Annotated in this window: 10 protein-coding genes and 1 pseudogene; 6 read left to right on the plus strand and 5 right to left on the minus strand. The window is 71.6% G+C overall.

What is annotated here, in order from left to right:
* A pseudogene (locus E1293_RS47940) lies at nt 1-219 on the plus strand (DUF6882 domain-containing protein); the annotation flags it as partial.
* A 286-nt stretch (nt 220-505) separates the two neighbouring features.
* A complete protein-coding gene (locus E1293_RS35585) occupies nt 506-1,396 on the plus strand; it encodes an LLM class flavin-dependent oxidoreductase (RefSeq protein ID WP_207939280.1) in 891 nt (296 codons plus the stop codon).
* A 3-nt stretch (nt 1,397-1,399) separates the two neighbouring features.
* Here E1293_RS35585 and E1293_RS35590 read toward each other — a convergent pair whose 3' ends face one another.
* Nucleotides 1,400-1,798 (minus strand): hypothetical protein, encoded by a 399-nt coding sequence (locus tag E1293_RS35590; protein WP_132202590.1) that lies wholly within the window; start codon nt 1,796-1,798, stop codon nt 1,400-1,402.
* Complete coding sequence (gene dnaE, locus E1293_RS35595; protein ID WP_132202592.1) at nt 1,798-5,328, minus strand: DNA polymerase III subunit alpha; 3,531 nt, start codon at nt 5,326-5,328, stop codon at nt 1,798-1,800. The genes E1293_RS35590 and dnaE overlap by 1 nt, the downstream gene beginning before the upstream one ends.
* Nucleotides 5,329-5,778: 450 nt before the next feature.
* Between dnaE and E1293_RS35600 the strand changes: the two genes are divergently transcribed.
* From E1293_RS35600 to E1293_RS35610, 3 genes are read left to right on the plus strand one after another with little or no spacing between them, the layout of a single operon-like run.
* The gene (locus tag E1293_RS35600) at nt 5,779-6,141 is read left to right on the plus strand and encodes a chorismate mutase (protein ID WP_132202594.1); all 363 of its coding nucleotides are present in this window, start codon (nt 5,779-5,781) and stop codon (nt 6,139-6,141) included.
* On the plus strand, nt 6,138-6,827 hold the full coding sequence (locus E1293_RS35605) for an AzlC family ABC transporter permease (protein ID WP_132202596.1): 690 nt from the start codon (nt 6,138-6,140) through the stop codon (nt 6,825-6,827). The genes E1293_RS35600 and E1293_RS35605 overlap by 4 nt, the downstream gene beginning before the upstream one ends.
* On the plus strand, nt 6,824-7,135 hold the full coding sequence (locus E1293_RS35610) for an AzlD domain-containing protein (RefSeq protein WP_132202598.1): 312 nt from the start codon (nt 6,824-6,826) through the stop codon (nt 7,133-7,135). Before E1293_RS35605 ends, E1293_RS35610 begins: the two co-directional genes overlap by 4 nt.
* A 3-nt stretch (nt 7,136-7,138) precedes the next feature.
* Here E1293_RS35610 and E1293_RS35615 read toward each other — a convergent pair whose 3' ends face one another.
* The 3 genes from E1293_RS35615 to E1293_RS49775 are packed head-to-tail and all read right to left on the minus strand — an operon-like array spanning nt 7,139 to nt 9,155.
* Nucleotides 7,139-8,071 (minus strand): RluA family pseudouridine synthase, encoded by a 933-nt coding sequence (locus E1293_RS35615; RefSeq protein ID WP_132202600.1) that lies wholly within the window; start codon nt 8,069-8,071, stop codon nt 7,139-7,141.
* Nucleotides 8,071-8,802 carry a signal peptidase II gene (lspA, locus tag E1293_RS35620; protein WP_132202602.1) on the minus strand — a complete coding sequence of 244 codons (732 nt, stop codon included), beginning with the start codon at nt 8,800-8,802 and terminating at the stop codon, nt 8,071-8,073. The genes E1293_RS35615 and lspA overlap by 1 nt, the downstream gene beginning before the upstream one ends.
* A complete protein-coding gene (locus E1293_RS49775) occupies nt 8,775-9,155 on the minus strand; it encodes a TraR/DksA family transcriptional regulator (RefSeq protein ID WP_243717035.1) in 381 nt (126 codons plus the stop codon). The genes lspA and E1293_RS49775 overlap by 28 nt, the downstream gene beginning before the upstream one ends.
* A 708-nt stretch (nt 9,156-9,863) precedes the next feature.
* On the opposite strand from E1293_RS49775, the gene ileS reads away from it, so the two are divergent.
* Nucleotides 9,864-13,052: an isoleucine--tRNA ligase gene (ileS, locus tag E1293_RS35630; RefSeq protein WP_132202606.1), complete on the plus strand. Its 3,189-nt coding sequence runs from the start codon at nt 9,864-9,866 to the stop codon at nt 13,050-13,052.
* Nucleotides 13,053-13,220: the final 168 nt, after the last annotated feature.

A 13,220-nucleotide genomic window follows, 5' to 3' on the forward strand; every position in this document is an offset into this window, starting at 1 on the left:
CTCCCCCGCCTCCTTGCCAACGCCGCGAGCCTGTTCCCGCACGAGCCGCGCCTCACCCTCGCCGGCCTCCTGTCCCACCACCGCGTCCCGTACCGCCAGACCGACGTGCTCACCGAAGCCGTCCTCCCCGGCGGCGGCACCGCCCGAGCCCGCTTCGACGGCCTCGGCCGCTTCGTCGACTTCAAGGCCGAACTGACCCCCGCAGTCCTCGGCGGCTGACTCTGTTCATTGCAGTTCCCTCCTCCTTCGGGCCTGGCGGCCCTCCATCGTCGGGTACTGCGTGCGATCGCTGCATCGCTCCGGCTCGCCTTGCGGCTCGCTGCGCGATCAGGTTTCTCGCAGGCTCGAAACCTGCCTTCGGACGCGATCGCGAACCTTGGGGTCGTTGGTGGCTCAGGTGCCGGTTGAGGTTGTTGCGCCCGGCTGGTTGCGGTCTGTGCGTCCGGTGGCTCGCCCGTAGGGTTACTGATTCGGTGGGCGGTTCGGGGTCGGTAGCTTCTGGATCATGGAATATCGATTTGGGGTTCAGGTCGCTCCCGAAGCCGGGGGGCTTGATGGGGTTCGTGCTCTGGCCAGGGTCGCTGACCAGGAGGGGCTCGATCTGCTGGGTATTCAGGACCATCCTTACGCGGCGGGGCTCGGGGACACGATGGCGGTCCTCGCGACCGTTCTCGCGGACACCGAGCGGCTGCGGGTGTTCCCGGACGTCGCGAGCCTGCCGCTGCGGGGCCCGGCCGTGCTGGCCAAGCAGGCGGCCACGCTCGACCTGCTCAGTGGCGGGCGGTTCGAGCTGGCGCTCGGCGCCGGGGCCTTCTGGCCCGCCATCGCCGCGATGGGCGGCCCCGACCGGACGGCCGGAGAGGCGCTGCGGGCGCTGGAGGAGGCCATCGAGATCATCCGGGCGATGTGGCGTCCTGGCGAGACCGTCAGGGCCGGCGGCGAGCACTACACGGTGAAGGGCGTCCACGCCGGGCCCGCACCGGCGCACCCGGTCGGGATCTGGATCGGCAGCGTCGGGCCGAAGGCCCTCGCGCTCACCGGCCGGATCGGGGACGGGTGGGCGGCGCCGATCCCGCACTACCTGCCGTACGAGAGGTGGCGCGAGTCGCAGGACGTCATCACGCGCGCCGCCGAGGACGCGGGCCGCGATCCGTCCGCCATCACCCGCATCGCCCAGCTCGTCGGCGACATCACGGAAACGCCCGGCACCGTCCGGCTGCGGGGCGAGGAGCCGATCCGCACGGACGCGGCGGGATGGGCGCGCGTCCTCGCGGATCTTGCCACCGAGACCGGGTTCGACTCGTTCGTCTACTGGCCCGAGGACACCGGCGAGACCCAGCTGCGCCGCTGGACCCGGGAAGTCGTCCCCGCGGCTCTGGCGCTGCTGACAGCCTGACCGTCAGGGGTGCTTCCAGCGGATCGCACCGCCCTCGTCGATGTGGAAGCGGGTGCGGGGCACCTCGGCCTCTTCGTAGGGGGTCTCCCGGGACGGCGGCATCGTGTTCGGCGTCCGCCACTTGAGCGCGTGGTGGACGGGGCACCGGCAGGCCCCGTCCAGTGGCGCGGGGCAGGCGGCGATCGCGTCGCGGAAGGCGGCGGTGTCCGGGGCGTCCATCCGCCACCACCAGTACTTCTCGAAGTCGGCCGGGTTCCCCGTGTCCCAGTCGTCGAACGAGTAGTACTCGATCACCGCGCCGGCGCAGGCGGCGCAGGTGCTGACGCAGTAGCGGGTCGCCGGCTCGTCGGCGAGGACGAGCAGGCGCGTCGGCTCGGGCGTGTCGCAGCAGCGGGTGACCATCAGCCCAGGCAGGTGGGGCCCAGGAGTTGTTTCAGGTCGCCCATCAGGGCCGGGGACGGCGCCACGCGGAGCTTGTCGTCCAGGCGGACGACCGTGGTGCGCGGGCCGTTCTGGACGTGCAGGTGCACCTCGGCCGTGCCGGGGTGGGTGACCAGCACCTCCTTGAGCCGCGAGACCGTCGGGGGCGTGCAGCGGCCCAGCGGCATCGTGACCGAGAACGGGCCCGTCGCGTCGGTGATGGTGAGGTCGGGCTGGGCGACCTCCATCGCGATGATCTTCGCGACGTCCTCGCGGCGGTCCAGCCTGCCCTTGACGATCAGGATCGCGTCCTCGGCGAGCAGCGTCGAGCACAGCTGGTAGGACGACGGGAAGCACAGCACCTCGATGGAGCCGCCGAGGTCCTCCAGCTGGAACATCGCCCACGAGTTGCCCTGCTTGGTGACCTTGCGCTGCAGGCCGGACAGCAGGCCCGCGACGACCACGATCTGGCCGTCCGGCCGCTCGCCCCCGTTCAGCACGGCGATCGTGCAGTCGGCCTCGCGCTCCAGGATGTGCTCGACGCCGAGGAGCGGGTGGTCGGACACGTACAGGCCGAGCATCTCCCGCTCGAACGCGAGGAGGGTGGTCTTGTCCCACTCCTCGCTCTCGGGGATCACGACGGCGAACGCGTCCTCGCCGCCGTCGTCCTCCAGGGCGCCGAACAGGGAGTCCTGGCCGACGGCCTCCTTGCGCTTGATGTCGATGACGGAGTCGATGGCCTGCTCGTGCACCATCAGGAGCGCCTTGCGCCGGTGGTCCAGCTCGTCGAACGCGCCGGCCTTGATCAGCGACTCCACGACCCGCTTGTTGCACACCTGCGACGGGACCTTGTTGAGGAAGTCGTTGAAGTCGGTGTAGGCGCCCTTCTCCCTGCGGGCCGCGACGATCCCGTCCACCACGTTGTGGCCGACGTTGCGGACCGCCGACAGCCCGAACCGGATCTCGGTGTCGCCCAGCGGGGTGAAGTCGGCCTCGGACGTGTTGACGTCCGGCGGCAGGACCTTCAGCCCCATCCGGCGGCACTCCGACAGGTAGAGGGCGCTCTTGTCCTTGTCGTCGCCGACGGACGTGAGCAGCCCCGCCATGTACTCGGCCGGGTAGTTCGCCTTGAGGTAGGCCGTCCAGTACGAGACGAGGCCGTACGCGGCGGAGTGCGCCTTGTTGAACGCGTAGTCGGAGAACGGGACGAGGATCTCCCACAGCGTCTTCACGGCCTCCTTGGAGAAGCCGTTGTCGACCATGCCCTGCTCGAAGCCGACGAACTGGGCGTCCAGCTCGGCCTTCTTCTTCTTGCCCATGACGCGGCGGAGCAGGTCCGCCTTGCCGAGCGTGTAGCCCGCCACCTTCTGCGCGATCGCCATGACCTGCTCCTGGTAGACGATCAGGCCGTAGGTGGTGTCGAGGATCTCCCTGAGCGGCTCCTCCAGCTCCGGGTGGATCGGGGTGATCTGCTGCTGGCCGTTCTTGCGGAGCGCGTAGTTGGTGTGGGAGTTCGCGCCCATCGGGCCCGGCCGGTACAGGGCGCCGACGGCGGAGATGTCCTCGAAGTTGTCCGGCTTCATCAGCCGCAGCAGCGAGCGCATCGGGCCGCCGTCGAACTGGAACACGCCGAGGGTGTCGCCGCGGGCGAGCAGGTCGTAGGTCGGCTGGTCGTCCAGCGGGAGGGCGAGCAGGTCGACGTCGACGTCCTTGTTCTTCTTGATGCCGCGGAGCGCGTCGTCGATGATCGTGAGGTTCCGCAGGCCCAGGAAGTCCATCTTCAGCAGGCCGAGCGTCTCGCAGGTCGGGTAGTCGAACTGCGTGATGATCGCGCCGTCGGCGTCCCGGCGCATGATCGGGACATGGTCGGTGATCGTCTCACCGGACATGATGATCCCGGCGGCGTGCACGCCGGTCTGCCGGATCAGCCCCTCCAGGCCCTGCGCCAGATCCATGATCTGCTTGACGTCGGTCTCTTCCTCGTACAGCTTGCGCAGCTCGCCCGCCTCGCTGTGGCGCGGGTGCTTGTCGTCGAAGATGCCCGAGAGCGGGATGTCCTTGCCCATCACGGCGGGCGGGAACGCCTTGGAGATCCGGTCGCCGAGCGCGTACGGGAAGCCGAGGACGCGGCCCGCGTCCTTGATGGCGGCCTTCGCCTTGATGGTGCCGAACGTGGCGATGAAGGACACCTTGTCGGCGCCCCACTTCTCGGTCGTGTACTTGATGACCTCGGCCCGCCGGTCTTCAGGGAAGTCGATGTCGATGTCGGGCATGGACGCGCGCTCGGGGTTCAGGAACCGCTCGAAGATCAGCCCGTGCGGGATCGGGTCGAGGTCGGTGATCCCCATCGCGTACGCGATCAGCGAGCCGGCGGCGCTGCCCCGGCCGGGGCCGACCAGGATGCCGTTCTCCTTCGCCCACATGATGAAGTCGGCGACGACGAGGAAGTAGGACGGGTACCCCTTGCCGAGGATGACGCCCATCTCGTAGTCGGCCTGCTCCTTGTACCCGTCCGGGAGGCCGCCGGGGAAGCGGCGGCCGAGGCCCTTCCAGACCTCCTTGCGGAACCAGCTCTCCTCCGTCTCGCCCTCGGGGACGGGGAAGCGGGGGCTGAGGTCGCGGTACTCGAACATGCCCGCCGGGTCGACCTTCTCCGCGATCATGAGGGTGTTGCGGCAGCCCTCCAGCCAGGCGTCGGAGGTGTCGATGCCGCGCATCTCGTCGGCGGTCTTGAGGTAGTAGCCGCTGCCGTTGAACCGGAACCGGTCGGGGTCGGCGAGCTGCTTGCCGACCTGCACGCACAGCAGCGCGTCGTGCGCGGTCGCCTCCGACTCGTGCGTGTAGTGCGAGTCGTTGGTCACCACCGGCGGGATGCCGAGCCTCTTGCCGATCTCCAGGAGCCCGTCGCGGACCCTGCGCTCGATCTCCAGGTCGTGGTCCATCAGCTCCAGGAAGTAGTTCTCCTTGCCGAAGATGTCCTGGAACGTGGCGGCGGCCTTGAGGGCCTCGTCGAACTGGCCGAGCCGCAGCCGCGTCTGCACCTTGCCGGACGGGCACCCCGTCGTCGCCATCACGCCCTCGGCGTGCTCGGCGAGCAGCTCCTCGTCCATGCGTGCGTACTTGAAGACGAAGCCCTCGGTGTACGCCCGGCTCGAAAGCTTGAAGAGGTTGTGCAGCCCGGTCCCGTTGCGGGCCCACAGCGTCTTGTGGTTGATCAGGCCGCCACCGGAGACGTCATCGCGCTTCTGGCTCGGCTCGCCCCACTGCACCTTCTTCTTGTGGTACCGCGACTCCGGTGCCAGATAGGCTTCGATCCCGATGATCGGGGTGACCCCCGCCGCCGTCGCCTGCCTGTGAAAGTCGTAGGCGCCGTGCATGTTGCCGTGGTCGGTCATGGCGATCGCCGGCATCTCCTGCCGGCCCACCTCTTCGAACATCTGCTTCAACCGAGCCGCTCCGTCGAGCATGGAGTACTCCGTATGAACATGCAGGTGAACGAAAGAGTCGGCCATGCCTGCTGCGCCTCCTGCTCGTCGCATGCGACCGCCCACGTGCACGGTCTGCACGTGGTCGCGTCATCGGTCCCGGGGGAAGATCGTCCACCTGGCGCGGGCGCCGGGCGGACGCGGTCCTGAGAGCCTAACCGCTCTCCTCCGGCCCGCGCTTCCCGACTCGCCCAATCGCCGCCGGCGCCTTTCCGGCCGTCTCAAAAGGCGGGACGAGACGTCCGGAGTTTGGTTTTCGGAGGCGGCACCGCCTACGATCGGCTCCGTGGAACGCCGCCATTTCAGGTTTACGCAGCCGGCTCCGGGTGAGCCGGTCGCCGCCCCGATCTGAGCGACGACCCCGGAGCCGGCCAAGGCAGAGTCCCCATGGGCTCTGCCTTTTCTGCTGATCAGGCGCGGATCCGGGCTTGGACGCTCCCCCGCGCGGACGCGCCGCCGCACGAGAGGGAACCCCAGATGCACGACCAGGTGATCGAACCCGGCGAGCCCGGCGCGGGCTGCCCGGCCTGCGCGCCGTCCGGTGAACTGCGCGTCGCGCTGCCGGACGCCGAGGCCATCACGACGCTCGGCGAGGCCCGCGCCGCCATCGACGGCATCGACGCCGTGCTCGCGGAACTGCTGGAGCACCGCGCCGCGGTCGCCGCCGTCGTCCAGCGGCTCAAGCCCGTCGGCGGCTTCGCCGGACGCGACCCCGGCCGCGAGCGGGAGATCGTCGAGGCGATGGCGGCGCGGGCGCCGTCCCTCGGCGCAGGCCGGCTCGCCCCCATCGTGAACGCGATCATCGAGGCCGGCCTGGACGCCGCCGCTTCCCGCCGATGAGCGTGGCAGCGCCCGGGGAGGGCGCCCGGGCGGCGGCCGTGCGGGACGGGCTCGGCGTCGGCGTCGCCGTCGGCGTGTCCGGGCTGGCGTTCGGCGCCGCGGCGGTCACGGCGGGCCTCACCGTCGCGCAGGCGTGCGCGCTGAGCCTGCTGGCCTTCACGGGGGCGTCCCAGTTCGCGCTGGCCGGCGTGATCGGCGGGGGCGGCGGGCTGGTCGCCGGGTCGCTCGGCGCGGTCCTGCTCGGCGGCCGCAACGCCCTGTACGGGATGCGCCTCGCGCGGACGCTCGGGGTGCGCGGCTGGCGGCGGCTCGCCACCGCGCACGTCGTCATCGACGAGACCACCGCGGTGGCGACCGCGCAGCACGGCCGCGCGGCCGCCCGCACCGGGTTCTACACCACGGCGGTCAGCCTCTACCTGGCGTGGAACCTCACCACACTGCTGGGGGCGGCGGGCACGGCGCGGCTGGGCGACCCGGACGCCGTCGGCCTGGACGTCCTCGGCCCGGCCGCGTTCCTCGCACTGCTGTGGCCGCGCCTCACCGGCGAGAAGGGCGCGGGGAAGGTCGCGGTGGCGGCGGCCGTGATCGCGGTCGCGGCCACGCCGGTGCTCCCGCCGGGCGTGCCGGTCATGCTGGCCGCCGTCGCGGCGCTGCCCGCCCTCCTCGCGCGGAGGGCGGCGCCGTGAGCGTCTGGATCGCGGTGATCGCGACCGGGCTCGGCTGCTACGCGCTCAAGCTCGGCGGGCTCGTCACGCCGCAGCGGATGCTGGACGATCCGCGGGTGCGCCGGTTCACCGAGCTGGTCCCGGTGGCGCTGCTGACCGCGCTGATCGCCGTCCAGGCACTGGCCGACGGAAAGTCCCTGGAGTTCGACGCCGCGCGCATGGCGGGCCTCGGCGCGGCCGTGGTGGCGCTGCTGCTGCGCGCCCCGTTCCTGGTCGTGCTGGTCGTCGCGGCCGGTGTCGCGGCCGGGCTGCGGCTGCTCGGCCAATAGCGGTCAGGACTCCGCTTCGACGATCTGCAGGGCGCGGGCCAGGTCGTCCGGGTACGGGCTCTCGAACTCGACCCACTCGCCCTTCGTGGGGTGCTCGAACCCCAGCCGGACGGCGTGCAGCCATTGCCGCTTCAGGCCGAGCCGCTCCGCGAGCGTCGGATCGGCCCCGTACGCCATGTCGCCCACGCACGGATGCCGGATCGCCGACATGTGGACGCGGATCTGGTGGGTGCGGCCTGTCTCCAGGTCGATGTCGAGCAGCGTGGCGGCCCGGAACGCCTCCACGGTGTCGTAGTGGGTGACCGACGGCTTGCCGCCCGCCACGACCGCGAACCGGCCGTCGCCGGACGGGTGCCGGTCGATGGGCGCGTCCACCGTCCCGCGGAACGGATCCGGATGCCCCTGGACCAGCGCCTGGTAGCGCTTGTCGATGCGGCGCTCCTTGAACGCCCGCTTGAGCCGCGAGTACGCGATCTCGCTCTTCGCCACGGCCATCGCGCCGGTGGTGTTGGCGTCCAGCCGGTGCACGATGCCCTGCCGCTCGGACGCGCCGCTGGTCGCGATCGTGTGCCCCGCCCCCAGCAGCCCGCCGAGGACGGTCTGGCCCGTCCAGCCGGTGGTGGGGTGGGCGGCGACGCCGACCGGCTTGTTCACCACGACGATGTCGTCGTCCTCGAAAAGGATGCCCATCCCGGGGACCGGCTCGGCCACCGGCGCGGGCGGCGCGGGCGGCGGCGGGAGGGTGACCTCCAGCCAGGCGCCGGCGTGCAGCCGCTCGGACTTGGTGGCCACCTCGGCGCCGTCCAGCGAGACGTCCCCGGCGGCGATGATGTCTGCGGCGCCGCTGCGCGACAGGCCGAACAGCCGCGACAGGGCGGAGTCGACCCGCTCGCCCTCCAGGCCGTCCGGCACGTGGAGGCTGCGCACCTCCGCCATCAGGCCTTCTCCTCCGGCGCGGGCTCGGGCGCTTCGGCCTTGTCCGCCTCATCCGCCTCATCCGCCGTCCCGAGCGTCTCAGGCGTCTCAGGTGTCTCGGCCGTTTCCGGCTTCCCGGCGGGCTCGGGCTTCTCGGTGGGCCGGGCGTCCTCGGCGGCGTCCTCGTCCTTGCCGGCGAGGCGCGTCCCGTCCACCTGCAGGCCGCGCGCCGCCAGCAGCACGGCCAGCACGCCGCCGCAGACGATCGCCGAGTCGGCCAGGTTGAACACCGGCCAGTGCGGCAGCTGGATCCAGTCGACGACGTGGCCCTTCAGCGGCGCCGGGGCCCGCAGCAGCCGGTCCAGGAGGTTGCCGATCGCGCCGCCGAGCAGCAGGCCGAGGCAGACCGCCCACGGCACGCTGCGCAGGTTGCGGGCGGTCCGCAGGATGGCCACCACCACGCCGCAGGCGATCAGGGTGAAGACGATCGTGTAGCCGGTGCCGATCGAGAACGCGGCACCGCTGTTGCGGGTCTCGCGCAGCGTCAGCAGCCCGCCGAGCAGCCGGACGGGCTCGCGGTCCTCCAGCGTCGCCACCACGATGGTCTTGGACAGGATGTCGGCGGCGAGCGCGGCCAGGGCCACGGCGACCAGCACGCCGACGCGGCGCGGCCGGGAAGACCCCGTGGTCTCCCCGGCCTCGCGCTCTGGGTTCGTTGAGTCGCTCAGCGACGTTCCTCGCGTTGTTTGCATGTCATACACAGGGTCGCACGCGGGAAGACCTGGAGTCGCGCCTTGCCGATCGGCCGGGCGCAGGACTCGCAGATCCCGTACGTGCCGCCGTCCATCCGCTGGACGGCCCTCTCCATCTGGGCCAGCAGGTCCTGTGAATTGTAGGACAGCGCGAGCTCGTGCTCGCGCTCGTAGGTCTTGGCGCCCGCGTCGGCCTGGTCGTCGCCCGCGCCGTCGCTGGTGTCGCCCTCGGCGATCTGGCTCGCGGACGCGGCGATCTCGGTGCGCAGCGCCTCGATCTGCTCCGCCAGCCCGGCCCGCACCTCGGCGAGCTCCCCCGGCGTCCACTGGTCCTCCCCCTCGCGGACCGGCAGTTCCGCGGCCGTCGTCGCCGCCTCCCGCCCGTCGCGCGCCGCCGCCTCCGCGGGCCCGCGCCCGCCCGGGGCGCGCTTCGCACCGCCCTTCGCCGCCGGGCTCTTGGCCGCGGGCTTCTTCGCGGACGTCCTGCTCTGGGACGGCCGCGCCCTGCCGCGGCTCTTGGCCGCGGCGGGCGCGGTGCTTGCGGCGGGCTTCGTGCCGGCCATGTCGGCCTCCCTCGCGCTGGTCGTCTCGACGGGCAGTGCGGACGGCATAAGTCCCCTCTCTCGGACACGGTAAACAACCTGGGCTTTGTTACCGACCGCTTATGCCCGGTCGCCGATCGGCGGGAAACTCCCGCCCGTCGCACGAGATCGCAAAGGAACCGTGCGCCGCACCCGGGCGGAAAACGGGAAGAGCGGCGGCGCCGCGTGCGTTACCATCTGGACGAGCAGTCGTATGGCAGGCCTCGATGGGGACACCTGCCGCCGCGAGCGGCCATGAGCGACCCGGGGACGGTGCGAGCCCGGGGGCGAGCCCGGCGGTCTGATCGCCCCGGAGCCGCCGGAGGAACCGTCCCGCGTCCGCGGGCGCAGTAGAACCGGCAGCCGAAGACTCGAACGAAGCGGACCGTGCCGCCGGGCACGGTCAAGGAGGGTGGTACCGCGGGGCAGCCGCCTCGTCCCTCCGGTCACGTCTTCACGTCGATCCGGAGGTCCGCCATCGTGAGCCGAGCTTTTCGGCCGCTGCCCGCGCAGGTCGATCTGCCCGCCCTGGAGCGGGACATGCTGCGCCGCTGGCATGAGAACAAGGTCTTCGAGCGGTCGCTGGAGCGGACCGCGTCCGGCTCCCCGTGGGTGTTCTACGAAGGGCCGCCGACCGCCAACGGCATGCCGGGCGTCCACCACGTCGAGGCCCGCGTGTTCAAGGACGTGTTCCCCCGCTTCAAGACCATGAAGGGCCACCACGTCCCGCGCAAGGCCGGCTGGGACTGCCACGGCCTGCCCGTCGAGGTCGCCGTCGAGAAGGAGCTCGGCCTCACCGGCAAGAAGGACATCGAGGAGTACGGCGTCGCGGAGTTCAACGCCCGCTGCCGCGAATCGGTCCTGCGCCACGTGGACGCGTTCGAAGAGATGACCGAGCGCATGGGCTACTGGGTCAACACCGACCAGGCCTACCGGACGATGGACTCCGACTACGTCGAGGCCGTCTGGTGGTCCCTGAAGCAAGTGTTCGACAAGGGCCTGCTGTTCCGCGACTTCCGCATCACGCCGTACTGCCCGCGCTGCGGGACGGGCCTGTCCGACCATGAGCTGGGCCAGCCCGGCGGGTACGAGACGGTGTCCAGCCCGTCGGTGTACGTGCGGATGCCCGTCACGTCCGGTCCGCTGGCCGAGATGGGCGCCGCGCTGCTCATCTGGACGACGACGCCATGGACGCTGGTGTCGAACACCGCCGTGGCCGTCCACCCCGACGTCACCTACGTCGCGGCCCGCCCGGCGGGGTCCGACGAGGTGCTCGTGGTGGCCGAGCCCCTGCTGGATCAGGTTCTCGGCGAGGGCGCCGAGCGGCTGGCGACGTTCCAGGGCACCGAGCTTGAGCGAACCGCGTACCAGCGGCCCTTCGAGCTGGTCGACATCCCGGACGCGCACTACGTCGTCCTGGGCGACTACGTCACCGTGGAGGACGGCACCGGGCTCGTCCACCAGGCGCCCGCCTTCGGCGGCGACGACATGACCGTCTGCAAGAACTACGGGATGCCGATCGTCAACCCGATCGGGCCGGACGGGCGGTTCCTGCGCGAGGTGCCCCTGGTCGGCAACAAGTTCTTCAAGGACGCCGACGAGCCGCTCACCGACGACCTGCGCGCGCGCGGGCTGCTGTTCCGCGGCGGGCACTTCGACCACAGCTACCCGCACTGCTGGCGCTGCCACACGCCGCTGCTCTACTACGCGCTCCCGGCCTGGTACATCCGCACCACGCAGATCAAGGACCGGCTGCTGGAGGAGAACGAGAAGACCAACTGGTACCCCGAGACCGTCAAGCACGGGCGGTACGGCGAATGGCTGCGCAACAACGTCGACTGGTCGCTGTCCCGTAGCCGCTACTGGGGCACGCCCCTCCCCCTGTGGGTGTGCGGCGAGGACGAGGACCACATCACCTGCGTCGGATCGCTGAAGGAACTGGGCGAACTGGCCGGACGCGACCTGTCCGCACTCGACCCGCACCGCCCCTACGTGGACGACGTCGCGTTCCCGTGCCCGCAGTGCGGGACGGAGGCGCGCCGCGTACCCGACGTCATCGACGCCTGGTACGACTCCGGGTCGATGCCGTTCGCGCAGTGGGGCGCCCCCTACCGCAACAACGAGGTCTTCGAGGAGTCCTACCCGGCCCAGTACATCTGCGAGGCGCAGGACCAGACGCGCGGCTGGTTCTACTCACTCATGGCCGTCGGGACGCTGGTGTTCGACCAGTCGTCCTACGAGAACGTCGTCTGCCTCGGGCTGATCCTCGCCGAGGACGGCCGCAAGATGAGCAAGCACCTCGGCAACGTGCTGCGGCCCATCCCGCTGATGGACCAGCACGGCGCCGACGCCGTCCGCTGGTTCATGGCCGCGAGCGGGCTGCCGTGGGCGTCCCGCCGCGTCGGACACGGCGCGCTGGAGGAGATCGTCCGCAAGGTCCTCCTCACGTACTGGAACACCGCGTCGTTCTTCGTCCTGTACGCCAACGCGGCACGGGCGCAGGGCCGCGCGTGGACCCCGGACCGGCTGGCCGAGGCCCCGGCCGCCGCCGACCGCCCGCTCCTGGACCGGTGGGCGCTCGCCGAACTGCACCGCACCGTCCGCGAGGTCGACGCGGCGCTGGAGGAGTTCGACACGGCCCGCGCCGGGCGGCGCCTCTCCCAGTTCGTCGACGACCTGTCCAACTGGTACGTGCGGCGCTCCCGCCGGCGCTTCTGGGAGGGCCCGGAGACGCCCGAGGGCGCAGCCGCGTTCGCGACCCTCTACGAATGCCTGGAGACCCTCACCAAGCTGATGGCGCCGATCGTGCCGTTCATCACCGACCACGTCTGGGACGTCGTCCGCCCCGAAGACGCCCCCGAGTCCGTGCACCTAACCGACTGGCCGGCCGTGGACGAGAGCCTCCTCGACGAGGAGCTGACGACGCGGATGGCGCTCGTGCGGCGCCTGGTCGAGCTGGGCCGGTCCGCGCGCGCCGCGAGCGGCGTCCGGACCCGGCAGCCGCTCGGCCGCGCACTCGTCGGCGCGGCCGGCTGGCCCGCGCTGCCCGAGCAGCTCCGGGCCCAGATCTCCGAGGAGCTGAACGTGCTCGGCTTCGAGGAGCTGTCGTCCATCGGCGGCGACCTGGTCGAGTACGAGGTGAAGCCCAACTTCCGCGAGCTGGGCAAGCGGTACGCCAAGGACACCCCCAAGGTCGCCAAGGCGATCACGTCCGCCGACCCCGCGGCGCTCGTCCACGCGCTCCGCGAGGGCGGCGCCGAGGTCCAGGCCGTCGACCTCGGCATGGTCGCGCTCTCGCCCGACGACGTGATCGTCACCGAGCGCCCGCGCAGCGGGTGGGCGGTGGAGAGCGCCGCCGGCGAGACCGTCGCGCTCGACCTCACCGTCACCCCCGAACTGCGCCGCGCGGGCCTGGTCCGCGAGGCCGTCCGGCTCGTCCAGGAGGGCCGCAAGGCCGCCGGCCTGGAGGTGACCGACCGCATCGACCTGTGGTGGGAGGCCACCGGCACCGACCTCGCCGAGGCACTGCGCGCCCACACCGGCGAGCTCGCCTCCGAAGTCCTCGCCCACGCCGTCAACGAAGGCCGGCCCGACGGCCTGACGGCCACCCGCGACGAGGACCTCGGCCTCACCTACTACCTCCGCAAGGCTGTTTCTTCCCAGGGGTAGCGACCCCCCTGGAACCCCCCGTTACGGGCGGAAGACCATTTCCCGATCCGCTCCGCGTCTCGTGAAACGGCCTCCCGCCCGGCGGGTCGGGCGACCTCCGGGCGCTGGGCGCCCTCCGGCCGCCCGACCCGTGACCGGGGTCGGTGTCGGCGGGAGGCGGTGTCGGCG

Source organism: Actinomadura darangshiensis (assembly GCF_004349235.1).
Taxonomy (GTDB): Bacteria; Actinomycetota; Actinomycetes; order Streptosporangiales; family Streptosporangiaceae; genus Spirillospora; species Spirillospora darangshiensis.

Bases quoted from the DNA above. Each gene is read 5' to 3' on its own strand.
- E1293_RS35585 (WP_207939280.1), top strand. From the start codon at position 506: ATGGAATATCGATTTGGGGTTCAGGTCGCTCCCGAAGCCGGGGGGCTT.
- E1293_RS35590 (WP_132202590.1), bottom strand. From the start codon at position 1,798: ATGGTCACCCGCTGCTGCGACACGCCCGAGCCGACGCGCCTGCTCGTC.
- dnaE (WP_132202592.1), bottom strand. From the start codon at position 5,328: ATGGCCGACTCTTTCGTTCACCTGCATGTTCATACGGAGTACTCCATG.
- E1293_RS35600 (WP_132202594.1), top strand. From the start codon at position 5,779: ATGCACGACCAGGTGATCGAACCCGGCGAGCCCGGCGCGGGCTGCCCG.
- E1293_RS35605 (WP_132202596.1), top strand. From the start codon at position 6,138: ATGAGCGTGGCAGCGCCCGGGGAGGGCGCCCGGGCGGCGGCCGTGCGG.
- E1293_RS35615 (WP_132202600.1), bottom strand. From the start codon at position 8,071: ATGGCGGAGGTGCGCAGCCTCCACGTGCCGGACGGCCTGGAGGGCGAG.
- lspA (WP_132202602.1), bottom strand. From the start codon at position 8,802: ATGCAAACAACGCGAGGAACGTCGCTGAGCGACTCAACGAACCCAGAG.